The organism is Novosphingobium tardum (assembly GCF_042652045.1).
GTDB classification, from domain to species: domain Bacteria; phylum Pseudomonadota; class Alphaproteobacteria; order Sphingomonadales; family Sphingomonadaceae; genus Novosphingobium; species Novosphingobium tardum.
In genome coordinates this window covers 672,330-695,781 of record NZ_JBHSDR010000006.1, presented here as the reverse complement: position 1 = coordinate 695,781, position 23,452 = coordinate 672,330, and the positions used below count along the sequence as shown (strand labels likewise).

Genomic DNA, 23,452 nt, shown 5'->3' with positions numbered 1-23,452 from the left:
CGTAAGATTGCCGGATAAGGGGGCACGGCTTTGGTTACCAATTCTGAAGTAGACATTCCGCGGGGCCGGCTATCCGAATGGCTGGCCGGCCCGTTGCGGAAGAACCGCGCGATTTACCTCAAGGTCGGCCTGGCCGCGATGATGGTGAACTTCTTCGCGCTGGTGACCTCGCTGTTCACGATGACAGTGTATGACCGGGTCGTGCCGAACAATGCCACGGAATCGCTGGTCGGCCTGACGATTGGCCTCGGCATCATCCTCATTTTCGATTTCGCGCTGAAGCTTCTGCGCGCCTATTTCGTCGACGTCGCGGGCGCGCGGATAGACCGCGATGTCGGCCGCGCGATCTTCCAGAAGATCCTCGACATGCGGCTCGACCTCGGGCGAAAGTCCACCGGCGGGCTGGCCGGCCTCGTCCGCGAGATCGAGACGCTGCGCGATTTCTTCGCCTCGGCCACGGTCACGGCGCTCGTCGACGTGCCGTTCATCTTCATCACCCTGGCGGTGATCGCGCTGATCGGCGGCAGCATCGTGTGGGTGCCGCTCGTCCTCATCCCGATCGTGATCCTGACCGCGCTGATCACCCAGCCGATGATGCGCAAGCTGTCCGCCGAGACCCTCGGCGAAGCGCTGGGCAAGCAGGCCGTGCTGGTCGAGACGATCGGCAGCATCGAGACGGTCAAGTCCGCCAATGCCGGGCCGATGCTCGCCGCGCGGTGGGACCAGGCGGTCCAGGGACATGCCGGCGCATCGCTGCGCCAGCGCCTGGTATCCACTATCGCGATCAACATGGCGGGCACCGCGCAGACGGTGGCCTATACGGGGGTAGTGATCTTCGGCGTGTTCGCCATTGCCGACCGCACCCTGACGATGGGCGGGCTGATCGCCTGTTCCATCCTCGCTGGCCGCGCGGTCGCGCCGTTGGGCACGATCACCCACCTGCTGACCCGCATCAACGCCGCGCGTACCGCATACCTCCAGATTGACCGGCTGATGGAACAGCCGCCCGAAGGGCCGGCGGGCGAGGGGCTCCGCCTCCAGCACCTTGAAGGCGGGATCGAGTTCCGCGACGTCGACTTCCGTTATCCGGGAGCGGCAGAGCTCGCGCTGACCGGGGTTTCGTTCCGGGTCGAGCCCGGCGAACACGTCGCCCTGATCGGCCCGATCGGATCGGGCAAGTCCACCATCGCGCGGCTTCTGGTAGGTCTCTATCCCCCCACCAGCGGGCTCGTCCTGGTCGACGGATCCGACATCCGCCAGCTTACGACCACCTCGCTGCGCAAGAAGATGGGCGCGCTGTTCCAGGACAACGTGCTGCTTACCGGCACGATCCGCGACAACATCAAGCTCGGCCGAGAAGAGGCCGATGATGAGGAGATGCTGCGGGCATCGAAGGTGAGCCTGGCTCACGATTTCGTTTCGCGCATGCCCAATGGCTATGATCTGGTGCTGGCCGATCGCGGCGACGGACTTTCGGGCGGGCAGCGCCAGTCTATCGCGATGGCCCGGGCGCTGGTCGGAAGGCCCGCGATCCTCGTCCTCGACGAGCCGACCTCATCGGTTGACACCGAGACGGAAAGCCGCCTCATCGCGAATCTGCGCGCGGAGTTCGAAGGGCGCACCCTGGTTCTCATCACCCATCGTCCGTCGTTGCTGGCGCTGGTCGACAGGGTTATCCTGCTGGCGCACGGCCGGGTGATGATGGACGGTTCGCCGGACCAGATCACCCGCAAGGTCAGCCAGATCGGGGCGAGATAGGGCAATGCCAAACCTGACCCAGTTCCTCGGCGACCGCGAAATCGATCTCGACGAGAGCGAATTCGCCGCGCGCAAATCCGCCAATGTCATGCTCTGGATCATCCTGGCGTTCTTCGCGATCTTCATCGCGTGGGCGGCACTGACCAAGATCGACCGCACTGTGCGCGGGCAGGGTCGCGTCGTGCCGAGCGCGAAGCTCCAGGTCGTCTCGAACCTCGAAGGCGGGGTGATTGAACAAATCCTCGTCCGGCCCGGCCAGACGGTTCGCAAGGGCGAGATCCTCGTCCGGCTTTCTCCAACACTGAGCAGTGCGGCCTTTGGCAGTTCGACCGCCGGGGTCGAAGCGTTACAGACGCGCGTTGCGCGCCTCAACGCCGAGGTCCGCAGCGCCACGCCGGTCTATGGCGCGGCGCCGCAGGATCAGGTCGCGGTCGAGAGGTCGCTCTACGCTGCGCGCTCGGCGGAGCTTCAGGGCATTCTGGCGGCGGGCGCGGCGCGCGTGACACAAGCCGAACGCGCTGTCGTCGAGGCGCAATCCGCGCTTGAGGCACGGCGCTCGAACCTCGTCGCGACGGAGCGAGAGCTTGAGATGATCCGTCCACTGGCCGAGCAGCTCATCGTTCCCAAGATCGACCTGGTGAAGGCCGAAAACGCCGCCCAGGTGGCGCGCAACGAAGTCGACGCGGCAAGCGCCGCGCTGGCCCGCGCGCGTTCCGGCGTGGCCGAGGCCCGGGCCCAGACCGCGCAGCAGCGCAGCGACTGGATGAGCCGCGCAGGCGTAGAACTTTCGCAGGCGCAGGCCGAGCTTTCGGAGAAGCAGCGTCAGCTTCCAGCGCTCTCCGATCGGGTCGACCGCACGACTATCCGCGCGCCGATGTCGGGCAAGGTCAACCGCGTGCTGGTGACAACCGTGGGCGGCTCGGTCGCGGCGGGATCGCCGGTCGTGGAAATCGTGCCATCCGAGCAGGCACTGTATATCGAGGCGATGGTTCGCCCGTCTGACATCGCGAACGTTCGCCTCAACCAACGCGCGAAGGTCGATATCACGGCCTACAATTCCGCGATCTTTGGAACGCTTGACGGCAAGGTGACGTCGATCTCGCCCGACGCGGTGCTGAACGAGAAGACGGGGGAGAGTTTCTACACCGTCGAGGTGCAGACGGTCGCGACGCTCAAGGACGAGAGCGGGAAGCCGTTGCCGATCGGCCCGGGCATGATCGCCAACGTCAGCTTGCTCGGCGAAAAGCGCTCGATCCTGTCCTACCTGTTCACGCCCATCACCCGGCTCGGTGAAACCGCTTTCCGCGAATAGTCCGGCCTGCGCGGGTTCGTCGAACTGCATCGCGACAAGTTGACGCTCGTCACAGCAGGGCGTAATTTCGATGGTAAGGCGTTGGCTCAACAGGAGTTATGCCGCCCCTACCGAACGGATTCGCGATCGGCCCGCCTCGCTGGCGGCATGGGTGCAGCGCTCCTCAGAACGGGACGAGGGATCGATGGGGCGCAACATCACGGACATTCTTGGCTGGGCCGCAGCGGGCGCGCTGGCGCTGGGCAACGCCGCTCCGGCAGCAGCCCAGTTCGGGGGTTTCGGCCTGCCTTCGATCCCCAGTTCCACATCGAGCAGCCAGACGAGCTCGGACGGCTGCCCAAAGGGCAAGAAGAAGAGCGCGGGCTCCGCTATACTGGGCAGCGTTCTGGGGCAGGTGGCCGGGCGGGCCGCAAGCTCGGCCGGCATTTCGAGCTGGGTGCCCACCGCCGCGGTCGCCGATCAGCTCACGAATGTCATCGCCTGCCGTCTCGACCCGCAGGAGCAGGCACAGGCCGCCGCCGCTACCGTCGCGGCGACTCGCGGCGACGAGGTAGGCAGCACTGCGGCCTGGACCTCGGCCACGCGTGAAAACGTGTCGGGCAAGTCCACCGTCATCGCCCGCAACGACAAGGCCAAGGGCATGCCCGAAGGCTCGACCTGCATCACCGTCAGCGACGTGATCATCGTCAACGGCGAGGAGACGACCGCGAACAAGCGCATGTGCCGCGCACCCGGTGCGGCTCGCTATTCGCTGATGGCCTGATCGGCGTGAACCGTCTCGCCTTCCTTGCTTTCACCGCGCCGCTCGTGCTCGCCGCGGCGCCGGCAATGGACAAGGACAATCCGAGCTGCCCCGCGGCTCCGGGCTGGGGAGAGGCGAAGGCGATATCCCTCTCGACAGCGGAGAAGGGCGGCAAGCGGGTGCTGATCGCCGATGGCATCATCGAGGAAACCTTCCCCGACCGGCTAAAGGCGGCGCTCGACAAGGACGAGAAGATCGAGGAAATCTGGCTGCGCAGCCGCGGCGGCGATGCCCGCGCTGGCAACGCGGCGGGCAAGGTGATCCGCTCGTTCCCCGGCATGGCGACTCGCATCCCGGCGGGGTGGACCTGCTTTTCAAGCTGCAACTTCGTGTTCATGGGCGGCGACCGCCGCTTCGTCGATCCCGGCGGCGTGTTCATGGTTCACATGTTCACCCACACCGCGGACCGCGATGTGATCGACCTGAGCGTGGGCGAGGGGACGGACGAGACGATCAAGCTGATCGGCGAGATCGAGCAGTCGAGCGCGATGCTGGCCAGCGAAGACAACGACTTCCTGATCCGCATGGGCATCAGCCGCAAGCTTCTGACCGATATCATGTACAGGCAGCAGGCGGTGGCGAGCACTGCCAACCATTCGACGCGCTATTGCCTGAGCCAGGACGAAGTGCGCAAATACAACGTGGTGCCCCAGGAAACCGCCGGCTGACCTTCCTGCTCAGCGGGGTGGACGCGTGTCCTCATCCAGCACCCAGGTGTGGTTCTCCTCGACGATCGCCCGAACCGGGCGTCCCGCTGCATTGCGCGCCGGGCGGAAATAATAGCGCCGCTCGATCAGGCGGCAGGCAAGTGCATCTATCCGGGGAAAGCCGCTCGAACGGGCCGCACGGCAGCCGGTGGCGCTGCCGTCGGTTTCGACCGCATAACGCACCACGACCCGCGCCGTCTGGCCCGGCATCAGTGCATCTTCGGGCAGGTCGTCGAACGAGAGCCGGCCCCTGATCTTCTGAGGTCCGACCACAGCATCGCCGTCGCCGTCCCCGCCGGTCCCTCCGCCGCCCAGGCCATTGCCGTAATTGCCCGCGCCCTGGCCCGGGCCGGCCCGGTCGGAAGCGCCGCTCTGCACGGCATTGCCGGTGTTCGCCGCAGTCGTCGCGACAGCCACCGGTGGTGGCGGCACTATCACGATCGGCGGCTTGGGCAGGACGATCTGGGTCGCCTTGTTCTTGAGGTTGTGCTGGCCGGGATCGCCCTTGGGCGCGGCCTTCGTGGTCTGCGGCGGTGGCCGGGTGGGGCTGGGAGTCGGCGTCGGCGCTGGGGGTATGATATTGAGCGCGACAAGCGACTGCGCCGCTTTGACCACCACCCCAGCTTGAAGCCCGAACAGCAGCATGGCGCCGATGCCCGCGACGATCGCGCCCGAGGCGATAGCCGACACAGTCCTGTTGCCTTGCGCTGAATACATGAAACGCGACCCGCTCGGTTGCCCTGCGACAACGCCCGAAGTGCCAGGTATATCCGCGCCCGCCTTTCGCCGCCCTTGACGGCGTGCTGCCGCGCCCGCAGCCTCAGCGAATGACAGCATTCGACGACTGGCGCGCCCGCTCCCCATTCTACGACGAAACCCACGAGGCCCTGGCGGCGAGCGTGCGCCGTTTCGTGGCCAAGGAAATCGCGCCCCACATCGATCGCTGGGAGGCCGAAGGCGAACTGCCGCGCGAACTTCATCGCAAGGCGGCCGAAGCGGGTATCCTCGGCCTGCGCTATCCCGAGGCCTATGGCGGGCACAGCGAGGGGTTCGACATCTTTCACGGCCTCGTCGTCACAGAGGAGCTGGCGGCGGTCGGTGCGGGCGGCTTGGGCGCATCGCTGATGACGCACGGGATCGGTCTGCCGCCCATCCTTGCGCTCGGCTCGGAAGAACTGAAGCAACGCGTCGCCCCGCCCGTGCTGGCGGGTGACAAGATCATCGCGCTCGGGATAACCGAGGCGGGCGGCGGGTCCGATGTCGCCAATCTTAGCACCACGGCGGTGCGCGATGGAGACGTCTATTTCGTCAACGGCGGCAAGATGTTCATTACCAGCGGGATGCGGGCCGACTGGCTGACTTGCGCGGTGCGCACCGGCGGGGCGGGCGCAGGCGGCATCTCGCTGCTGCTGATCGACATGACCGCGCCCGGGGTCAGCCGCACCCGGCTCGACAAGATGGGCTGGCGCTGCAGCGACACCGCCGCGATCCATTTCGACAACGTGCGGGTTCCGGCCGCCAACCTGATCGGGACCGAGAACGGCGGGTTCATGGGGATCGTGCGCAACTTCAACGGCGAGCGCTTGGGAATGGCGATGGGTTGCTGCGCCTACGCCCGCGTGGCGATGGCCGAAGCGGCCGACTGGGCGCAACAGCGCCAGACCTTCGGCAAGCCGCTGGTCGGCCACCAGTCGATCCGGATCAAGCTGGCCGATATGGAGCGCCAGATCGAGGCAACTCAGGCGTGGGTGGATCTTTGCGCCTGGCAAGTGCGCGAAGGACGCGACCGGCCCGCCGACTTCGCCATGCTCAAGGTCCAGGCGACGCGGATGCTCGAGCACGTCGCGCGCGAAGCGGCGCAAGTGCTTGGCGGGGCGAGTTACATCACCGGCAGCAAGGTCGAGCGGATCTACCGCGAGGTGCGGGTCAACTCGATCGGCGGCGGCAGCGAGGAGATCATGCTCGACCTTGCTGGGCGCCAGTTGTTCGGCGGTGCCCGCTAGGCCCGGCTACTCACATCTTCAGACCTATTTCGCGCAAGCGTTCCTGCAGGTAATCGTCCGCAGTAATCGAAACCGGGTACCGGTCGGGCCTCTCCGCCGTGATGCACTGGGGCAGGGTGACGAACGGGAAGTCGCTGCGCAGGTGCAGGAAGAACGGCATCGAGTAGCGGCTGTGCGCGGCGCGCGGCCCTTCGGGATTGCGCACGCGATGCGTGGTCGAGGGCAGGACGTGATTGGTCAGCCGCTGGAGCATGTCGCCGATGTTGACCACCAGCGCGCCCTCCGGAGGATCGACCGCAAGCCACTTGCCTTCGCGTGAAAGCAGTTCAAGTCCGGCTTCCTCGGCGCCCAGCAGCAGCGTGATGAGATTGATGTCCTCATGCGCGCCGGCGCGGATCGCACCGCCCTCGGCGTTGGGCACGGGCGGATAATGCAGCAGGCGCAGCACCGAATTGCCGTCCTCGATCGCGGGATCGAACCAGTGCTCGTCGAGCTTGAGCCAGGTCGCGATCCGCGAAAGGATCGTCGCGCCAACGCGGTCGAGCTCGGCGTAAAGCTCCTCGAAAGTCGCACGAAAGCCTTCAGGCCGGTCGGGCCAGACGTTCGGCGGCATCGAATCGGACAGCGGATGTCCAGCCGGCAGGTCGCGGCCGACGTGCCAGAATTCCTTGAGGTCGTGCGCTTTCGCGCCCTTGGCGATCTCGGTCCCGAACGGCGTGTAGCCGCGCGCACCACCTTGCCCGGGGATCGCATAGCGACGCTTTTCCTCTTCAGGGAGGGCGAAGAACTGCGCGGTGAGGTCCCACGCCCGGGCAACGAGGTCGGGATCGAGGCCGTGGTCCTTGACCATGGCGAAGCCGAAGGTCTGGAAGCTTTCGCCCAGATCACGCGAGAGCGAAGCGGGCGCGTCGGCGAGCGACAGCACCGGGAGAGTCTGCAGGTCCATTGTCAGGTCCGGAAATTGAGAGCTATGGCCGCGCCCTAGCCCAGGCCACGAGGGATTGCATGACGAAAAGCTATTGGCTGATGAAATCGGAGCCCGACGCCTACAGTTGGGACGACTTGGTCGAGCAGGGGGAAGGCACCTGGGATGGAGTGCGTAATCACTTGGCCGCACGCAACCTGCGGACGATGAAGCGCGGCGACGAGGCGTTCTTCTACCATTCGAACATCGGCCTCGAGATCGTAGGCATCATCCGCATCAGCAAGGATGGTATGACAGATCCCACGGACGAGACCGGCAAGTGGGCTGCGGTCAAGGTGATGCCCGTGCGCAAGCTCGCCCGGCCGGTGACGCTCAAGGAAATAAAGGCAACGCCGGAACTCGCCGAGATGGATTTGCTGCGCCAATCGCGCCTGTCCGTGTCGATGGTGCGGCCAGACGAATGGAACCTCATTCTGACGATGGCAAAACGAAAGTTGCCGGGAACCAAGTAGGGCGGCGGGGCGTATGGTCCTTGCGAAGGCGACGGCAGATTTTCCCGCCACGTCGCTGAAAACAAGGAGAAATTCTCATGGGTGAGCTCAAAGACAAGGCCGCCGGCCTGACCAACGAAGCTATCGGCAACACGAAGCAGGCCGTGGCCGACGCGACCAACGATCCCAGCCTCGATCAGCGTGGCAAGGCCCAGGAACGCAAGGGCGAAGTGCAGCAGGTGTCTGGCGACCTCAAGGGCGCCATGGGTGACGATATCTGATCGAAGGCAGCTTCGATGCAGGAAGAGAGCCGTCCGCAAGGGCGGCTCTCTTTGCATTTGCGTCACGCGATTTCGTTGCGGCCGCCTTGTGCCGTGTCCCGCAGAGAAACAGGTGGGACCAATCGTGGTAAACGGACTGTAAACGCCACGGATGCCGCCCTACCTTGCGGGAATGACCAGACCCCTTGTCCTGACGAGCGAGGATGCCCGGCATCCATTCCGACGCTCGCTTCGCCCCTCGGCCCTGCGGTCGGTTCGAACCCCGTGGACATGGCCCTTCAGCGTAACCGACGTACGTGAGTTCCTGCTCGCCTACTGCGCCTGCTTCGTCGGGGTGAGCGCCTTCATCGCCTGATCCGGCTCAGGCCGCTTCGCATTCCGCTTGGAAGAGCAGGCGGCCGAGCCAGGCGGAGACGAGGCACATCGCCGCGCCCAGCAAAAGCTGGTCCTGCACGGTCACGTGCGCCGCGCTCAACCCGACGGCAAGCAACGAACCAATCACCATCGCGCCGGAATTGACGATATTGTTGGCGGCGATCGTCCGCGCGGTCTGCGACTTGGGTACCGTCGTTGTCAGAAAGGCATAAAGCGGTACGACGAACATCCCGCCTGCCACCGCGATGCCGAGAAGGCTGAGCAGGAGCGGCGCCGCCAGCGGCTCTGACACGAAACCCGCGACATCGAGCAGCGCGCCGCCCGGATGGCCCGTCCACAGCCGGCAGACGGCATAGAACGCGACGATGAACAGGCCCATCATGATCACGGAAAATGGGGCATAGCGCGCCGAGACGGTGCCTTTGAGCAGCGCGTTGATCGACATCGAACCGATCGCCACGCCCACCGAGAATACGACGAGGAACAGGCTTGCGACCTCCTTGCTTGCGTCGAGCACATTCTTTGCCAGCGGCGGAAACTGGATGAACAGCACCGCGCCGATGGTCCAGAAGAAGCTGATGGCCATGATCGCAAGAAACACGCGGCGGTGATGCATGGTGTCCGCCACGAGCCTGATCGACGAGCGCACCAGATGGAAGTCCATCGGCTGCGCATCGATCAGGGGCGGCGCGGGCGGCACTTGGCGCCCGGCGAACCAGCCGAGCACCGCGGTTACAACCACGCCGATCGCGGCCCATTCGACCGGAATCCAGCCGGCGAGGATCGTGCCGGCGAGGATCGCGATATATGTTCCGGCCTCGACCAGGCCAGTGCCGGCAAGAACCTCGTCCTCGTGCAGGTGCTGCGGCAGTATCGCGTACTTGATCGGCCCGAAGAAGGTCGAATGGACGCCCATGGCGAACAGGGCTGTGAGCATCAGCGGTATCGCCAGTGCATCGAGACCCAGGCCGTAGCGATAGCGGGCAAGCAACAGGCCCGCTCCGCCGACCAGCATGATCCCGATCTCGCACGCTTTCACAATGCGGATGATTCGCGCCTTGTCGCGCATGTCGGCAAGCTGTCCGGCGAGCGCGGAAAGCACGAAGAACGGCAGGATGAAGACGCCGGAGGCGATGGCGCTGAACTTGGCCTCGGCCGCTTCGGAGCTGTACACGCTGTAGACGACGTACAGCACCATCGCATTCTTGAAGAGGTTGTCGTTGAAGGCACCCAACAGCTGAGTGACGAACAACGGCAGGAAGCGACGGGAATGTACCAGATGCGTCGAAGTGGTCATGCGATCCTTGCCAGCATCCGCGTTCGGGGCCACTGTCTAACGGCATGACTGGCGCGGACAAGACATTTGGCGGAAGCGCCCCGGCCGCCCCGGATGAACCCGCGCGCGGACAGATGCTCTCGTTGCCTAATCTGCTCACCCTGTCGCGGATCGTGGCCGTGCCGCTGCTGGCTTTCCTGCTGTGGTGGCCGCAGTGGGAACTGGGCTACGCGCTGGCCTTTGCAATGTACTGCCTGATGGGCATCACCGATTATTTCGACGGATATCTCGCGCGGGCCAGCGGGCGGGTCAGCCGACTGGGCCAGTTCCTCGATCCGATTGCCGACAAGATCATGATCGCTGCGGTGATCCTCGTCCTTGCCGCGCAGGGCTATCTGCGTGGCCCGTACGTTGGCGACCTGCATGTCATCGCCGGGCTGATCATCCTGATCCGGGAGATCGCCGTTTCGGGGCTGCGCGAGTTTCTGGGTCCGTTGCAAGTCTCGATCCCCGTGTCCAAGCTAGCGAAATGGAAGACGACTCTCCAGCTCGTCAGCCTCGGCGCGCTGATTCTAGGCGGAGCCGTTCATGGCGCGCCCTGCGTTCCAGGGTCAGAACCCTGCATTCCCCGGCCCGGTCAGTGGATTCACCTCGTGGGACTCACCACTCTGTGGGGCGCAGCGGTGCTGACCGTGATCACCGGCTGGGACTATCTGCGAGTCGGCCTCAAGCACATGGACTGAGGCTGGCGCGCCTTCGCGGCCAATAGCTTCGTCACAGTTTCACCAACCGCAGCCGCAGCGCATTGGTCACCACGCTTACCGAAGAGAGCGCCATCGCCGCCGCCGCGATGGCGGGCGAAAGGACGAGGCCGAACGCCGGGTAGAGCGCGCCTGCTGCGACGGGTATACCCGCCACGTTGTAGATGAAGGCGAAGACGAGGTTCTGGCGAATGTTGCGCATCACCGCGCGCGACAGCCGCCGGGCCCGCACGATCCCGTTGAGATCGCCCTTCAACAAAGTAACACCAGCGCTCTCGATCGCGACGTCCGCCCCTGCGCCCATCGCGATACCAACCTCGGCGGCAGCGAGGGCAGGGGCGTCGTTCACCCCATCGCCGGCCATTGCCACGCTGCGGCCTTCGCCGCGCAGCCGGTTGACGACGCTGGCCTTGTCCTCGGGCAGGACCTCCGCCTCGACCGCATCGATGCCGAGCCGTGAGGCCACCGCCAGCGCGGTGGTGCGATTGTCGCCAGTCAGCATCACGATGCGGATGCCCTCGGCCTTCAGGTCGCGGACTGCCTGCGCCGAGGTTTCCTTGATCGGATCGGCGATTGCCAGAAGCCCGGCAAGCTGGCCGTCCACGGCGGCGAAGATCGCGGTGGCACCTTCGGCGCGCGCAGTCTCGGCGGCGGCGGAAAGCGCTGAAACGTCGATGGCCTGTTCCGACATGAAGCGGGGGCCGCCAAGCAGGACACGCCGGCCCCCTACCACGCCCGTCACCCCGCGCCCGACCGGCGAATCGAAATCCTCTACTCGCTCAAGCACCACGCCGCGGTCCTGTGCGGCGCGAACGACCGCTTCGCCAAGCGGATGTTCGCTTCCCCGTTCGAGACTGGCGGCAAGGCGCAACAGATTGTCTTCGTCCCAACCCACGGCAGGGTGCATGGCGGTCAGCGCCGGGCGCCCTTCGGTCAGAGTGCCGGTCTTGTCCACGACCAGGGTGTCGATCTTCTCGAACCGCTCGAGCGCCTCGGCGTTCTTGATCAGCACGCCCGCCTGCGCCCCGCGTCCCACGCCCACCATGATCGACATCGGCGTCGCGAGGCCAAGCGCGCATGGGCAGGCAATGATGAGCACGGAGACCGCCGCGACTAGCGCATAGGTCAGTCGGGGGTCAGGCCCGAACAGCGCCCACGCCGCGGCCGCGACCAGCGCAGCCACGATCACCGCAGGAACGAACCATCCCGATACCTGGTCCGCCATCCGCTGGATCGGCGCGCGACTGCGCTGCGCTTCGGCGACCATCTGGACGATCCTAGAAAGCAGCGTCTCGCTGCCGACCTTCTGCGCCAGCATCACGAAGCTGCCGGTCTTGTTGAGCGAGCCGGCGATCACGCTCGCTCCGGCTTCCTTGGTCACCGGCATGGATTCGCCCGTGACCAGCGACTCGTCGATCGCGACGCGCCCCTCCTCGATCAGGCCATCGACCGGCACCTTTTCTCCCGGTCGCACGCGTAGCCGGTCGCCGACGCTGATCATGTCCAGCGTAACTTCCTCGTCCTCGCCGTTCGCGCGGACGCGGCGGGCGGTCTTGGGCGCAAGGTCCAGCAGCGCCTGGATCGCGCCCGAAGTGCGCTCTCGCGCCCGCAATTCGAGAACCTGGCCAAGGAGGACGAGCACCGTGATCACCGCGGCCGCCTCGAAGTATATGGGAACGGCTCCCATCTCGTCACGGAATGCGGAAGGGAACAGCCCGGGGGCGAAGAGGGCGACTAGACTGTAGAGGTAGGCCACTCCTACGCCCATCGCGATCAGCGTGAACATGTTGAGGTGGCGGGTCCTGAGCGAGTCACACCCACGCACGAAGAATGGCCAGCCAGCCCACAGGACCACAGGCGTCGCCAGCAGGAACTGGACCCAGTTCGATGGCTGCTTGTCGAGAAGCATCGGCAGGCCGGGCAGGTGACTGCCCATCTCGAGTACGAACACGGGCATGGTGAGGACAAGCGCGATCCAGAAGCGGCGGGTCATATCGACCAATTCAGCGCTCGGCTCCGAATCGAGGGTAATCGTCTCGGGTTCCAGAGCCATGCCGCAGATCGGACAGGCGCCGGGCGCGTTGCGGCGGATCTCCGGATGCATTGGGCAGGTATAGATGACCGATCCAGTCAGGCCCTGCGGCGAGGAGTGGGCCGCTCCGGACGTTGCGCCGGGTTCGTGATGATGACCGTGACCCGCGCGTGTCGTCATGCCGGACTCCCTCTGCCTCGCGGTGAGCTTAGCCCGCGCGCAGCTCTTCGGCGAGCAGCTTGAATTCTTCGCTGCGGGGGCTGTTCTTGCGCCACACCAGCGCGATCTCGCGCGCGGCGTTCTCCGATTGCAGGGGGCGCGCGGCAATGTCGGTGTCGTGAAGGATGCCCGCGGTAACTGCCATTTCGGGTAGCATCGTGAGGCCCAGGCCATTGTCGACCATCTGCACCAGGGTGTGCAACGACGTGCCGATCATCGTCGCGCTGGCGCGCAGCTCCGGGCGATTGCAGGCGGCCAGCGCATGATCCTTGAGGCAGTGCCCATCCTCGAGCAGGAGCAGGCGGCTCTCGTCGATCAGCGAAGGTGGAATACTGTCGGGCGGATCGCGCGGGTCGTCCTTTGGAAAGGCGACGAGCAGGCGGTCGCTGAACAGGCGCTCGACCTCGACCTCGCCGGTGGCGAAGGGCAGAGCGAGGAGAACGCAATCGGCTCTCCCGTGATGCAGCGATTCGATAGCCGCGGCGCTCGGTTCCTCGCGCAGGAACAGTTTCAGTTGTGGACGATCGCGGCGGAGGCGAGGAAGTACGCGCGGCAGCAGGAACGGCGCGATCGTGGGGATTACGCTCATCCGCAATTCGCCGACCAGGGGCTGGCCACTGGACCGGACCAGCTCGGCCAGTTCCTCGCCTTCCCGCAGCAGGCGGTGGGCCTTGGCGACGACCTGGTTGCCGAGCGGTGTGAAGCGCACCACGCGGCGGCTGCGCTCTACCAGGGTAACGCCGAGCAAGGTCTCGAGGTCGCGCAGGCCGGCTGAAAGGGTCGATTGCGAGACGAAACAGGCTTCGGCGGCGCGCCCGAAATGGCCGTGCTCGTGCAGCGCCACGAGGTATTGGAGCTGCTTGAGCGACGGCAGGTACGTGCTCATGCGACCTCTTCGGACGCTCCGTCATCGGCCAGCGGGGCCGTGAAGGCAGCTGAACCCTCGGGCTCGTCCGGGCCGGCATCGCCAATCTCTACCACCGCTTCGGGGGCGGGTTCGGGCTCGCGGTTGGCGATATTGTCGATGTGCGCCATCTTCATCTTGCCCCCGACCACCGCGAAGGCGACCTTGCCCTCGACCAGTTCCAGCGCCTCGCGCCCGAATTGCTCGAAGCGCCAACCTTCGAGAATCGACAGGCCCTTGCGCTGCCCGGCGGCCAGCGCCTCGAGCTCGTCGCTGCGGGCAAGCAGGCGCGCGGCTATGTCGACTTCGCGGCAGCGGATCTTGAGCAGGAGCTTGAGCAGATCGGCCACCAACGCGCCTTCCTTGCCCAGCGGGGCACCGCGCGGGCTGCGGGCCGGCAGCTCGTCATCGCGAAGGGGCTTGGCATCCTCGAGCGCGAGCATCATCCGCCGCCCGATCTCGTTCTCGCGCCAGCCGGCGGACAGGCCCCGAACCTTGGCGAGGTCGGCCTGAACCTTTGGCGGGTGGCTGGCTATGTCGGCCAGCGTCTCGTCCCGCGCGATTCGGCCGCGCGGGATGTTCTTGTCCATCGCCTCGGCCTCGCGCCAAGCGGCCAAGGCCTTCAGGCGACCCAAAACCGAAGCGTTTCGGCTGGGCGCCTTTATCCGGTGCCAGATAGTCTCCGGGTCGCTCTGGTAGTTTGCCGGATCGGCAAGCTTTTCCATTTCCTGGTCAAGCCACGCGCCGCGCCCGGTCTTGCGCAGCCGCGCCAGCATCCGGGGAAAAATCTTCGACAGGTGGGTGACGTCGCCGATCGCATAATCGATCTGGCGAGCATCGAGAGGGCGGCGCGACCAGTCGGTGAACCGCGCGCCCTTGTCGACCGAGAACCCAAGCCAGGATTCGACAAGGTTGGAGTAACCGATCTGCTCCGACTGGCTGATCGCCATCATCGCGATCTGGGTGTCGAAAATCGGATGCGGGGTCTTGCCGGTCAGGTTGAAGATGATCTCGACGTCCTGTCCGCCCGCGTGGAAGACCTTGAGCACGTCCTCGTTCTCGGTCAGCAGCTCGAGCAACGGGGCAAGGTCAAGGCCCGGCGCCAGCGGATCGATCGCCGCGGCTTCCTCGGTGTCGGCGATCTGGACAAGGCAGAGTTCCGGCCAGTAGGTATTCTCGCGCATGAACTCGGTGTCGACCGTTATGAAGTCGGCGCGCGAAAGTCGTTCGCAGAGCGGGCGCAGGGCCTCGGTCGTGGTAATCAGGGGGTGGATCTTCATCGACGCGGGCGATAGGCGCAACGCCGCCCGCGTTCAACGGCGCAGTTGGGCCGCGCGATCAGGCCGCGCGCTTGCGCGAGAACAGCCGCCCGACGAGGCTTAGACGCGGGGCGACGGCGACAGGTTGGAGCGCGATATCGGAAGCTGGAACGCCGTTTAGCCGGCGGCGCAGCGCGGGAATGCTGACCATCGGTTCCTCCTCGGGAACATCCTCAGCCAGCTTCTGCCCTGTGCGCAACGCCAGGACGGCGCCGCCGATCAGCAGCGCATCGCGATCGAGCGGATCGAGTGTTTCGCTCCAGCTCTCCTCGAGGGTGGCAAGGTAAGGCCTGATGTCCTCGCTTTCGCGGCACTCCCGGGCGACTGGATGACCGGCTTCCTCAAGCGCCGACAGCGCGCAGTCGAGCTCTCGGCTGGCCTCCTCGGCGGCACCCTCGCGCGCCATCGCATCGACCGCCGCGACGAATGCGGCGGCAGCTTCGCCGTCGGGAAAAATGGCACTGGCGGTCATCGCGCTTCCTTCGTTGCCGCTAAGGTCAAGTAAAACTTAGCTTACGAAGGTTAACGACTTCATCACCATGCCGGACGGCTCGGATTGACGCGGCGGCAAGGATGCTGGAAATGCGCGCGCCGCTGCCCTAAGGCCGCCGCTTCCATGCGGGCCCCCGCTTTCGAACAACAGCAAAGACCATCGACCGATGCATCCCTATCGCACTCATAACTGCGCCGAGCTGCGCGCTTCGGACGTCGGCGCGCAGGCGCGCCTTTCGGGCTGGATTCACCGCAAGCGCGACCATGGCGGGTTGCTGTTCATCGACCTCCGCGATCATTTCGGGCTCACCCAGATCGTGGTCGACACCGACAGTCCGGCATTTGCCGCGCTCGAACGCCTGCGCGTTGAATCGGTCGTTACCGTGACCGGAACGGTCGTGGCCCGCACCGCCGATACGGTGAACGGCAACCTGCCGACCGGCGAGATCGAGATGCGCGCGAGCGAGGTCGAAGTGCGCTCCGCCGCCGAGGAACTGCCGATGCCCGTGGCGGGTGAGCAGGAATATCCCGAAGATATCCGCCTCACGTACCGGTACCTCGACCTGCGCCGCGAGAAGGTGCACGCCAACATGATGCTGCGAAGCCGGGTCATCGCCTCGCTGCGCCAGCGGATGGTGGCGCAGGGCTTCACCGAGTTCCAGACGCCGATCCTGACCGCGTCGAGCCCCGAGGGCGCGCGAGACTATCTCGTCCCCAGCCGGGTACATCCGGGCAAGTTCTACGCGCTGCCGCAGGCTCCGCAGATGTTCAAGCAGCTGCTGATGGTCGCCGGGTTCGACCGTTATTTCCAGATCGCGCCGTGCTTCCGCGACGAGGATGCCCGCGCCGACCGTTCGCCAGGCGAGTTCTACCAGCTCGACTTCGAAATGAGCTTCGTCACCCAGGACGACGTGTTCAACGCGATCGAGCCAGTGCTTGCCGGCGTGTTCGAGGAATTCGCCAATGGCAAGTCGGTGACCCCGGCGGGCAGCTTTGCCCGCATCCCGTATGCCGAGGCGATGCTCAAGTACGGGTCCGACAAGCCGGACCTGCGCAACCCGATCCTGATTTCCGACGTCACCGATCACTTCAAGGGGTCGGGCTTCGGCCTGTTCGATCGGATCGCGTCGGAAGGCGGGCGCGTGCGCGCGATCCCGGCGCCAGGCGCGGGCAAGTTGAGCCGCAAGTTCTTCGACGAGATGAACGAGTGGGCGCGGGGCGAGGGCCACGCAGGTCTTGGCTATATCAACATCAAGGAAGGCGTGCCCGCCGGCCCCATCGCCAAGAACCACGGCGAGGAAGCGACCGCGAAGCTGGTCGCCGCGCTGGGACTTGGTCCCGACGACGGGGTGTTCTTCGCCGCGGGCAAGGAAGCGCAGGCGGTCAAGCTGGCGGGCCTTGCGCGGACCCGCACGGCCGAACAGCTCAAGCTGATCGAGCAGGATTGCTTCAAGCTGTGCTGGATCGTCGACTTCCCGATGTTCGAGTATGACGAGGACGCCAAGAAGATCGACTTCAGTCACAACCCGTTCTCGATGCCGCAGGGCGAACTGCATGCGCTCGAGACGATGGACCCGCTCGAGATCAAGGCCTGGCAGTACGACATCGTCTGCAACGGGGTCGAATTGTCGTCGGGAGCGATCCGCAACCATCGTCCGGACATCATGTACAAGGCGTTCGAGATCGCGGGCTATTCCGCGGCCGAGGTCGACGCCAACTTTGCCGGCATGATCAATGCGTTCAAGTTCGGCGCGCCGCCGCACGGCGGGTCTGCTCCGGGAGTCGACCGGATAGTGATGCTGCTGGCCGACGAGCCCAACATCCGCGAGGTCGTGGTCTTTCCGATGAACCAGAAGGCCGAGGATCTGCTGATGGGCGCGCCCGCCGCGGTCAGCCCAAAGCAGTTGCGCGAACTCCAGATCCGGCTGGTCGAGCGTCCCGGTCAATGAGCCGATGCGGGCTGGGCGCAGGCCCGTCTGCAATCGGCGAGGGACCCTTGCCAGCGCTATCTGCGTTCATTAGGGCGAAAGCTTGATATCAACCCGTTTCCTTCGAAGGGGCAATTTGCATGAGCGACACCGCAGAACGCGTTAAGAAGATCGTGGTCGAGCACCTGGGCGTCGAAGCCGACAAGGTGACCGAGGACGCGAGCTTCATCGACGACCTGGGCGCCGACAGCCTCGACATCGTCGAACTGGTAATGGCCTTCGAGGAAGAGTTCGGCGTCGAGATCCCCGACGACGCGGCCGAGAAGATCACCACCGTCTCGGACGCGATCAAGTATATCGACGACAACAAGGGCTGATCGCCCTGCGGCAGGTCCCGCCCGCTAGCCTGACGCCCGTAGTGGGGCAGGCAGGGGCGGCGGGCCGCCGCTGCTGACGTATTTTGACAGGCCCAGCCCTTAGCGGGCTGGGCCTGTTCGGTTTGTGGAGAGAAGCATGCGCCGAGTGGTCGTTACCGGACTGGGCCTTGTCACCCCGCTGGGGGCCGACGTGGAAACCGTGTGGGCCAACCTTATCGCCGGCAAGTCCGGCGCGGGTCACATCACCAAGTTCGATGCGTCGGACCAGAAGTGCCGAATTGCCTGCGAAGTAAAGCCGGCTGATCACGAATATGGCTTCGATCCGAACAAGCGCGTCGACCACAAGGTCCAGCGCCAGGTCGATCCCTTCATCATCTACGGCATCGATGCCGCCGGCCAGGCGCTCGAAGACGCCGGCCTGACCGAGATGGACGAAACCACCCGCCTGCGCGCCGGCTGCTCGATCGGTTCGGGTATCGGCGGGCTGCCGGGAATCGAGAGCGAATCGCTCGTCCTTCATGAAAAGGGTCCGGGCCGGGTCAGCCCGCACTTCGTCCATGGCCGCCTCATCAACCTGATCTCGGGTCAGGTCTCGATCAAGTACGGGCTGATGGGGCCGAATCACGCTGTCGTGACCGCGTGCTCGACCGGTGCCCATTCGATCGGCGATGCCGCGCGGATGATCAAGGATGATGACGCCGACATCATGCTGGCCGGCGGGGCCGAGGGCACCGTCTGCCCGATCGGAATCGCTGGGTTTGCGCAGGCTCGTGCGCTTTCCACCGCCTTCAACGACCAGCCCGAAAAGGCCAGTCGCCCCTACGACGTCGACCGCGACGGGTTCGTGATGGGCGAGGGCGCGGGCGTGGTGGTGCTCGAGGAATATGAGCATGCCAAGGCGCGCGGCGCAAAGATCTATGCCGAAGTCATCGGCTATGGTCTGTCGGGCGATGCCTATCACGTCACCGCGCCGCATCCTGAAGGCTCGGGCGCCTTCCGTTCCATGGAAATGGCGCTGCGCAAATCTGGGCTGACGGTCGACGACATCGACTACATCAACGCTCACGGCACCTCGACCCCGCTGGGCGACGAGTTGGAGCTGGGCGCGGTGCGTCGGCTGTTCGGTGATGCCATTTCCAATGTCTCGATGAGCAGCACGAAGTCCGCGATCGGCCACCTTCTGGGCGGCGCGGGCGCGGTCGAGACGATCTTCTGCATTCTCGCGCTGCGCGACCAGATCGTGCCGCCGACCCTCAACCTCGACAATCCGAGTGAGGGTTGCGCCGGCGTCGACCTGGTGCCGCACACAGCGAAGAAGCGCGAAGTGCGCGCGGTGCTGAACAACAGCTTCGGCTTCGGCGGCACCAACGCCAGCCTCGTGCTGCGCAAGGTCTGACGCCATGGCCCGGCTGCGCTGGAAGCGCGGCATCATCGTCGCGCTGGCAGTGCTGGCCCTCGCCTGGGCCGGGTCGTTCCTGCGCGGCTGGTATGCTGGCGGCCCTCTAAAAAGCGAAACCGCCTTCATAGTTCCAGATGGTTCCACGCTGACCAGCGTCGCGGCCAAGCTTGAAAAGGAAGGCGCGATAGGGTCATCGCAGCGCTTCCTGGCGCTCGCGAAAGTGCTCGGCAGCGGCGATGCGATCAAGGCAGGGGAATTCCTCCTCCCCGCACACGCATCCGGGTCGCGGATTCTCGATACGCTCCAGCACGGCAAGGCGATGCGCCGGCTGATCGCGGTTCCCGAAGGCATGCCTTCGATCATGGTGTGGGAACGGCTGATGGCGCAGCCGCTACTGACTGGAAACATTCCCGTTCCGGCGGAAGGTTCGCTCCTGCCCGACAGCTACGATTTCGAGCGTGGCGAGCCGCGCGCCAACGTAGTCGCGCGAATGCAGAAGGCGATGAGTACGACGCTCGCGCAGCTATGGTCGAAGCGGGCCAGCAACATCGCGGTGTCCACCCCCCAGGAAGCGCTGGCGCTCGCCTCGATCGTCGAGAAGGAAACCGGCAAACCCTCGGAACGCAGGATGGTGGCCGGGCTATATTCCAACCGCCTGCGCGCCGGGATGATGCTGCAGGCAGATCCGACGATCATTTATCCCATTACCCGCGGCAAGCCTCTGGGGAGGCGCATCCTTCAGTCGGAAATCGCTGCGATCAACGACTACAACACCTACTCGATGGTCGGCCTTCCGAAGGGTCCGATCACGAATCCGGGGCGCGATTCCATCGCCGCCGTCCTCAATCCCGCGCAGACCGACGCGCTCTACATGGTGGCGGACGGGACCGGGGGCCACGTCTTCGCCAGCACGCTTCAGCAGCACAACGCCAACGTCGCCAAGTGGTTTGCATTGCGACGCGCGCGAGGGGAAATCTGAGCGGAAACCCATGGGCCGCTCGGCCGTTGGACGCCGAGAGGACGCCAGGACCTGATTTATCGGGCAAGTCGATCAAAGTGATCCGATCAATCGGTTTGGCAAATAACCGGACGAGCACCATATTGGTTGCACGGTTCATTCCCATCAGGAGATTTTCATGCTCGACCGCCAGATTCCCGACGTGACGCTCAAGACGCGGGTGCGCGACGAAACCGTCGACGGCCCCAACCCCTTCCGCTGGCAGGACTTCAACGTTCGCGAAGAATTCGCCGGCAAGAAGATCGTGATCTTCTCGCTCCCCGGCGCGTTTACTCCGACCTGCTCGAACGAGCAGTGCCCGAATTACGAGCGGCTTTACGACGAATTCCGCGCCGCCGGGATCGACGAAGTGTACTGCGTTTCGGTCAACGATGCCTTCGTGATGTTTCAGTGGGGCAAGAACCTCGGCCTTCAGAAGGTAAAGCTGCTGCCCGACGGTTCCGGCGACTTTACCCGCCGCATGGGTATGCTGATCGACAAGAGCCATCTGGGCTTTGGCATGCGCAGCTGGCGCTATGCGATGCTGGTCGACGACAACAAGGTGGTCGAGTGGTTCGAGGAGCCGGGCATCAACGATGTCGGCAGCGACAGCGACCCATATGGCGAAACCGCGCCCGAGAAGCTTCTTGAGGCTATCAGGGCAAAGGCCGGCCAGCACGCCGAAGCGGCCTGAGGACGGACGGGGCGGCAAGTGTCGTCCCCGGCTCCTGCGCCGCTGATCATCACAGCCCGTCTTCCCGCGCCCGTTCAGGCGTGGGCGGACGGGTTACGGCGCGTCCACTTTCCGCAGGAGCGCAATCATCTTGCCGCGCACGTCACACTGTTCCACGCGCTGCCGCCTTCTGCCGACGACGAGGTGCGCCGTAGTCTTGCCGCAGCAGCCGGCCGGAACGAGCCACTCCCCGCAACCATCAGCGGCGTCATGGCGCTGGGGGGAGGAACCGCGCTCGCCATAGTGAGCGAGGGCATGGCCATGTTGCGCGCCGATTTGGCAGAGCGCTTTGCGGGCCTCCTGACGGCGCAGGACCAGGGCCGCCCGCGACTTCATGTGACGATCCAGAACAAGGTGACCGGCGCCGCCGCCATGGCTCTCCAGACCCAGCTTCGCGCCACGTTCAGCCCGCGTGATTTCCGCTTCGCTGGCCTTGAACTTCATCGCTACTGCGGCGGCCCTTGGGAGTTCGTGCAATTCTGCCCGTTCCGCGGTTGACCGGCCGAAGTCACCGCCCTAATAGCCGCGCCTTGCCTCGCCGCAGCCCTTTCTTAACGGGCCGCGCGTGCCTGGGGCGGAGTAGCTCAGCTGGTTAGAGCAGCGGAATCATAATCCGCGTGTCGGGGGTTCAAGTCCCTCCTCCGCTACCATTCTCCAATTCGACCGCGCATGATGTACGCGCGACGCTCGTGCCCACGGAGTCTGCAGTCAAACGCAGCGTTCAGGCGACGACGAGCGAGCCTCGCACGAACTTGTCGGGCCATATCCCGCGCTTGCGCCAGTAGTCGATGTAGCCGATCTGCTCGCAGAACGGCGTGAAGCGGCCGTCGGCGCGCAAACGGCGCGTTGCCGGCGTGAACAGCCACTGCGTACCCCGCCATGTCCGCGCGCTGTAAAGCATCGGATTGGTGGACGAGGATTGCGGTCCGATCAAATTCCCCCGCTTGGCGACGAATCCCTCGGCCACCGCGTAGGCGGCATCCAGCGCGCCCAGCGCCGACAGGATCATCACGGCGTTCGCCGCCATGCCGGGCTGAATGAGCGCCGCGGTAGCGCAGGCTTGCTCTGCGGCGGAAACATTCGCGGCTGACGGCAGGCTCAGCGCCTCCAGTCCCGCATTCCATGCTCGCACCGCTTCGGGCCTTAGCCTGGGTCTGCTTGCTTCATCGGTCAACATGGCAAGTCCGGCCCGAGGGCGGCCGGTGAAGGCGTAGATGGTAAGGCGGGTGTTCCACACCTGAATCTCGGTCGGCCACATTTCCAGGGCACTGTCGATCACCCGGTCTGCGTCGGCAGGCCTCCCGAAGATCCAAAACTTCATCGCCCGGCGCCATTGAAACGTCGGCGAACCGGGGATCGCGGCCAGAGCGCGCTCGTTTATCGCCAGCGAATCCCGACACCTTCCCACCCCCTGGAAGAGCAACATCGCCGCGTTCAGCGCGGGACTCAGGGTGGGGTCGTCGCGCAGGATCTCGTCGAGCTGGCGTTCGAACGCGATCCAGTCGTCGATCCCGCGTTCGAGCATCGCGCGGGCCATTCGCGCGGTCGGTTCGCTGGGGTCGAGATCGAGCGCGCGCTGCATCAGGCGCCGGCTTTCGATAGCCACCGCAGCGCGCTGTGCATTGGGCAGCGTATCCAGCGAATCGAACTGGATGATGGAAAGCCAGCCCAGCGCCGCAGCATTGGCCCTATCCTCGGCCAGGGCGCGCTCGAACAGTTCGGCGGCGCGCTTGCGCGAGAGCGCCGTGCCGGCCTCGTAAGCACGCCGGCCCTCGCGAACCAGCGCGGCAGCCCGCGCAGTGCTGCGATGCGAAGCGAACACAGTGAGGGCCAAGGTGGTCGCCGCCAGCGCTCCTGCGCCGGCGATCGCAGTTCTGCGCGATAGGCCAGACGGGTTGGAGGGTGGCGCTTCCCATTCCGCAGGGACGGAGAGCGGTGCCCCGCCGTCCAGCGAAAGGCGGTAACCCACGCGGGAGATCGTCTCCACCGTGAACCCGGCGTCGCAGGCTGCCGCCGCCTTGCGCAGTTCGGCGATAGCGCGGTTGATCGCGTCGTCCCCAACGATCCGGCCCTGCCAGCAGACGCGCAGCAGGTCTTCGCGCGAAAGCACCGCGCTGTTGGCGTCGTGAAGAGCGAGCAGGACCTGGATAACGCGGGGTTCGGCGCTTGCAGTACCGGCAGGCCCCTCGATCACCCGCAGTGACGGACGGATCAGGGCCTTGCCCAAGCGAAAGTCGGGCCTGCGCGCCAGCGGTACCGGTTCTTCGGCGCTGGCTTCGGATTGTACCGATCCGTTGGCGAAGTCGTTCAATCGCCCATCCTTTGCCGCTCGAATAGAGCAACAGCGCAGGCTCAGGTCAA

At 65.4% G+C, this 23,452-nt stretch carries 23 protein-coding genes and 1 tRNA gene; 16 read left to right on the top strand and 8 right to left on the bottom strand.

Going from position 1 to position 23,452, the window contains the following annotated elements:
• Nucleotides 1-30 precede the first annotated feature (30 nt).
• The 4 genes from ACFO0A_RS11295 to ACFO0A_RS11280 all read left to right on the top strand — a co-directional run bounded on the left by ACFO0A_RS11295 (nt 31) and on the right by ACFO0A_RS11280 (nt 4,540).
• Complete coding sequence (locus ACFO0A_RS11295) at nt 31-1,758, top strand: type I secretion system permease/ATPase (protein WP_379539106.1); 1,728 nt, start codon at nt 31-33, stop codon at nt 1,756-1,758.
• Between the two features lie 4 nt (nt 1,759-1,762).
• Complete coding sequence (locus ACFO0A_RS11290) at nt 1,763-3,070, top strand: HlyD family type I secretion periplasmic adaptor subunit (protein ID WP_379539105.1); 1,308 nt, start codon at nt 1,763-1,765, stop codon at nt 3,068-3,070.
• Between the two features lie 70 nt (nt 3,071-3,140).
• Nucleotides 3,141-3,833 carry a hypothetical protein gene (locus ACFO0A_RS11285; RefSeq protein WP_379539104.1) on the top strand — a complete coding sequence of 231 codons (693 nt, stop codon included), beginning with the start codon at nt 3,141-3,143 and terminating at the stop codon, nt 3,831-3,833.
• Between the two features lie 5 nt (nt 3,834-3,838).
• The gene (locus ACFO0A_RS11280; protein WP_379539103.1) at nt 3,839-4,540 is read left to right on the top strand and encodes a COG3904 family protein; all 702 of its coding nucleotides are present in this window, start codon (nt 3,839-3,841) and stop codon (nt 4,538-4,540) included.
• Nucleotides 4,541-4,549: 9 nt separating this feature from the next.
• Here the strand turns inward: ACFO0A_RS11280 and ACFO0A_RS11275 are convergent, their stop codons facing one another.
• Nucleotides 4,550-5,269 (bottom strand): energy transducer TonB, encoded by a 720-nt coding sequence (locus ACFO0A_RS11275; protein ID WP_379539102.1) that lies wholly within the window; start codon nt 5,267-5,269, stop codon nt 4,550-4,552.
• A 137-nt stretch (nt 5,270-5,406) separates the two neighbouring features.
• On the opposite strand from ACFO0A_RS11275, the gene ACFO0A_RS11270 reads away from it, so the two are divergent.
• Nucleotides 5,407-6,582 carry an acyl-CoA dehydrogenase family protein gene (locus tag ACFO0A_RS11270; protein WP_379539101.1) on the top strand — a complete coding sequence of 392 codons (1,176 nt, stop codon included), beginning with the start codon at nt 5,407-5,409 and terminating at the stop codon, nt 6,580-6,582.
• Nucleotides 6,583-6,592: 10 nt separating this feature from the next.
• Here ACFO0A_RS11270 and ACFO0A_RS11265 read toward each other — a convergent pair whose 3' ends face one another.
• Nucleotides 6,593-7,528 carry an isopenicillin N synthase family dioxygenase gene (locus ACFO0A_RS11265; protein ID WP_379539100.1) on the bottom strand — a complete coding sequence of 312 codons (936 nt, stop codon included), beginning with the start codon at nt 7,526-7,528 and terminating at the stop codon, nt 6,593-6,595.
• Nucleotides 7,529-7,587: 59 nt separating this feature from the next.
• On the opposite strand from ACFO0A_RS11265, the gene ACFO0A_RS11260 reads away from it, so the two are divergent.
• From ACFO0A_RS11260 to ACFO0A_RS11250, 3 genes are all read left to right on the top strand, one after another.
• On the top strand, nt 7,588-8,019 hold the full coding sequence (locus tag ACFO0A_RS11260) for an EVE domain-containing protein (RefSeq protein ID WP_379539099.1): 432 nt from the start codon (nt 7,588-7,590) through the stop codon (nt 8,017-8,019).
• A gap of 77 nt (nt 8,020-8,096) precedes the next feature.
• Nucleotides 8,097-8,279 (top strand): CsbD family protein, encoded by a 183-nt coding sequence (locus ACFO0A_RS11255; RefSeq protein ID WP_379539098.1) that lies wholly within the window; start codon nt 8,097-8,099, stop codon nt 8,277-8,279.
• A gap of 172 nt (nt 8,280-8,451) precedes the next feature.
• Nucleotides 8,452-8,634, top strand: a complete 183-nt coding sequence (locus ACFO0A_RS11250) for a hypothetical protein (protein WP_379539097.1) — start codon at nt 8,452-8,454, stop codon at nt 8,632-8,634.
• A 6-nt stretch (nt 8,635-8,640) separates the two neighbouring features.
• Here ACFO0A_RS11250 and ACFO0A_RS11245 read toward each other — a convergent pair whose 3' ends face one another.
• The gene (locus ACFO0A_RS11245) at nt 8,641-9,951 is read right to left on the bottom strand and encodes an MFS transporter (RefSeq protein ID WP_379539096.1); all 1,311 of its coding nucleotides are present in this window, start codon (nt 9,949-9,951) and stop codon (nt 8,641-8,643) included.
• A 113-nt stretch (nt 9,952-10,064) separates the two neighbouring features.
• On the opposite strand from ACFO0A_RS11245, the gene pgsA reads away from it, so the two are divergent.
• Nucleotides 10,065-10,673 (top strand): CDP-diacylglycerol--glycerol-3-phosphate 3-phosphatidyltransferase, encoded by a 609-nt coding sequence (gene pgsA, locus ACFO0A_RS11240; protein WP_379539651.1) that lies wholly within the window; start codon nt 10,065-10,067, stop codon nt 10,671-10,673.
• A 31-nt stretch (nt 10,674-10,704) separates the two neighbouring features.
• Here pgsA and ACFO0A_RS11235 read toward each other — a convergent pair whose 3' ends face one another.
• Genes ACFO0A_RS11235 through ACFO0A_RS11220 form a run of 4 tightly spaced genes read right to left on the bottom strand, consistent with a single transcriptional unit; the run spans nt 10,705 to nt 15,637 of the window.
• Nucleotides 10,705-12,903 carry a copper-transporting P-type ATPase gene (locus ACFO0A_RS11235; RefSeq protein WP_379539095.1) on the bottom strand — a complete coding sequence of 733 codons (2,199 nt, stop codon included), beginning with the start codon at nt 12,901-12,903 and terminating at the stop codon, nt 10,705-10,707.
• 28 nt (nt 12,904-12,931) lie between these two features.
• Nucleotides 12,932-13,828, bottom strand: coding sequence for a hydrogen peroxide-inducible genes activator (locus tag ACFO0A_RS11230; protein ID WP_379539094.1), 897 nt, complete (start codon nt 13,826-13,828; stop codon nt 12,932-12,934).
• Nucleotides 13,825-15,126, bottom strand: coding sequence for a ribonuclease D (rnd, locus tag ACFO0A_RS11225; protein WP_379539093.1), 1,302 nt, complete (start codon nt 15,124-15,126; stop codon nt 13,825-13,827). Before rnd ends, ACFO0A_RS11230 begins: the two co-directional genes overlap by 4 nt.
• 58 nt (nt 15,127-15,184) lie before the next feature.
• On the bottom strand, nt 15,185-15,637 hold the full coding sequence (locus ACFO0A_RS11220; RefSeq protein ID WP_379539092.1) for a hypothetical protein: 453 nt from the start codon (nt 15,635-15,637) through the stop codon (nt 15,185-15,187).
• Between the two features lie 187 nt (nt 15,638-15,824).
• Between ACFO0A_RS11220 and aspS the strand changes: the two genes are divergently transcribed.
• The 7 genes from aspS to ACFO0A_RS11185 all read left to right on the top strand — a co-directional run bounded on the left by aspS (nt 15,825) and on the right by ACFO0A_RS11185 (nt 21,741).
• Nucleotides 15,825-17,606 (top strand): aspartate--tRNA ligase, encoded by a 1,782-nt coding sequence (gene aspS / locus ACFO0A_RS11215; RefSeq protein WP_379539091.1) that lies wholly within the window; start codon nt 15,825-15,827, stop codon nt 17,604-17,606.
• Between the two features lie 119 nt (nt 17,607-17,725).
• Nucleotides 17,726-17,962 (top strand): acyl carrier protein, encoded by a 237-nt coding sequence (locus ACFO0A_RS11210; RefSeq protein ID WP_379539090.1) that lies wholly within the window; start codon nt 17,726-17,728, stop codon nt 17,960-17,962.
• A gap of 136 nt (nt 17,963-18,098) precedes the next feature.
• Nucleotides 18,099-19,358, top strand: a complete 1,260-nt coding sequence (gene fabF / locus ACFO0A_RS11205; RefSeq protein WP_379539089.1) for a beta-ketoacyl-ACP synthase II — start codon at nt 18,099-18,101, stop codon at nt 19,356-19,358.
• A 4-nt stretch (nt 19,359-19,362) separates the two neighbouring features.
• On the top strand, nt 19,363-20,340 hold the full coding sequence (mltG, locus tag ACFO0A_RS11200; protein WP_379539088.1) for an endolytic transglycosylase MltG: 978 nt from the start codon (nt 19,363-19,365) through the stop codon (nt 20,338-20,340).
• Between the two features lie 157 nt (nt 20,341-20,497).
• Nucleotides 20,498-21,052, top strand: coding sequence for a peroxiredoxin (locus ACFO0A_RS11195; RefSeq protein ID WP_379539087.1), 555 nt, complete (start codon nt 20,498-20,500; stop codon nt 21,050-21,052).
• A gap of 18 nt (nt 21,053-21,070) precedes the next feature.
• A complete protein-coding gene (locus tag ACFO0A_RS11190) occupies nt 21,071-21,589 on the top strand; it encodes a 2'-5' RNA ligase family protein (RefSeq protein ID WP_379539086.1) in 519 nt (172 codons plus the stop codon).
• A gap of 75 nt (nt 21,590-21,664) precedes the next feature.
• Nucleotides 21,665-21,741, top strand: a tRNA-Met gene (locus ACFO0A_RS11185).
• 71 nt (nt 21,742-21,812) lie between these two features.
• On the opposite strand, the gene ACFO0A_RS11180 is transcribed toward ACFO0A_RS11185, so the two are convergent.
• Entirely contained in the window at nt 21,813-23,402 is a 1,590-nt protein-coding gene (locus ACFO0A_RS11180; RefSeq protein ID WP_379539085.1) for a winged helix-turn-helix domain-containing protein, read from the bottom strand.
• Nucleotides 23,403-23,452: the final 50 nt, after the last annotated feature.